The 1582-nt window shown below is 77.7% G+C and carries 2 protein-coding genes; both read left to right on the top strand.

The annotated features are described in order from the left end of the window. Positions 1 to 387: 387 nt before the first annotated feature. Positions 388 to 1206 (top strand): hypothetical protein, encoded by an 819-nt coding sequence (locus ACWGIU_RS36900; protein WP_453712438.1) that lies wholly within the window; start codon positions 388 to 390, stop codon positions 1204 to 1206. Beyond that, positions 1203 to 1582: S8 family serine peptidase (locus ACWGIU_RS36905; RefSeq protein ID WP_453712439.1), on the top strand; the 380-nt coding region annotated here is incomplete at its 3' end. The genes ACWGIU_RS36900 and ACWGIU_RS36905, both read left to right, overlap by 4 nt.

Consider the following 1582-nt stretch of genomic DNA (forward strand, 5'->3'; position numbering starts at 1 on the left):
GGGCTGGGGTGGCGCGCCTCGAACGTCGGCGGGGCCGGGTGGTGCGCCTCAATCGCCGGCGGGGCCGGGGTGGTGGGCTTCGAACGTCGGCGGGCCTGGGGTGGTGGGCTTCGAACGTCGGTGGGGCTGGGTGGTGCGCCTCGAACGTCGGCGGGGGGCCGGGGTGGTGGGCTTCGAACGTGGGCGGGCCTGGGGTGGTGGGCCTCGAACGTCGGCGGGGCCGGGTGATGCGCCTCACACACCGGCGGGCCGGGAGGACGCGCCGCGATCGCCGGCTGGATGGATGGCCGCCGTCCTGGGATGACGTCGGCGGGTATAGGGGGTTGTCGGCGGGACGCCGTAGAGTACGGGCAGGCAGCCGTACGGAACGGGGGGCGGAGCCGCCGGATGACCACGACGACACCGCGGACCGCGATCCTGGGCGAGCCCGAACCGACTCCGCCGCCCCAGCCACAGCCCCCGCACGCGAACACGCGCCGCCACCCCGTACGGGTCGTCGCCGCCGCGCTCTGCGTCCTGCTCGGCAGCGGCCTCGTCGGCGGAGCCGCCCTCACCACCTGGGCCGACCACCGCGCCGCCGCCCGCCCCCTCCCCGCCGACGCCGCCTACCGCAAGGCCGGGTCGCTGTGGCGCGCCGCCCCCGTCGACAGCCTGTTCCCGCCCGTCCTGACCGGCCCCTCCGCCGGCCCCGGCGGCTCCGACCGCACCTGGACCCGGATCGCGCTCGCCCCCGACGCCGACTGCCCGGCCGCCCTCGCCGCCGACTGGCAGGCCCTGCTGGCCGCCGCCGGCTGCACCCGCGTGCTGCGCGCCACCTACACCGACGCCACCCGTAGCTCCCTGATCTCCGTCGGCATGGTCTTCACCCCCGCCGACGCCCCCACGATGACCGCCCTCAAGGGCCGGATCCCGGCGCCGCCCGCGTACGGGTTCACCGACGCGCAGCGTGCCGCCTGGGCCGCCTTCATACCGGCCGAGGCGCCCGTCGTCGTCTACACCGTTTCCGCCTTCGCCGACGGACGCCCCCTGGACGCGCCCCGCCCCGCCGACGACCTGATGCAGAAGGACGCCACCGGAGCCGCCGCCCAGGCAGGCCTCGGCCACGAGGCCCGGGCGCTCGCGGACCGCGTCGGCCACGGCCTCGCCCTCCTCGCCGCGCCGCCCGCACCGACCGCCGCCCCACCCACACCGGAGCCCATCCGATGATTCCCCGGGCCTCCGGGCAGGCGGCCGCCGCGCTGCTCGCCGCGACCCTCCTCGTGTCCGCCACGGCGACCCCCGCCGCCGCCGACACCATCCGCGACCGCCAGTGGGGCCTGCTGGCCCTGCGCGCCGAGGAGGCCTGGGGCACCACCCGGGGTGCAGGAGTGACCGTCGCCGTGCTCGACACCGGCGTCGACGAATCCCATCCCGACCTCTCGGGTCAGGTCCTCGCCGGCACCGACCTCATCGGCACGGGCGCCGGCCCCGGCGACCGCGCCTGGGCCCGCCACGGAACCGCCATGGCCGGCATCATCGCCGGGCACGGCCACGGACCCAGCCGCGGCCAGGGTGTTCTCGGTATCGCCCCGCAGGCCCGGAT

The sequence above is a fragment of the Streptomyces sp. NPDC054840 genome (assembly GCF_053611065.1).

What these genes read in the sequence shown, in the direction of transcription:
- ACWGIU_RS36900 (WP_453712438.1), top strand. Translation starts at nt 388, where the DNA reads ATGACCACGACGACACCGCGGACCGCGATCCTGGGCGAGCCCGAACCG.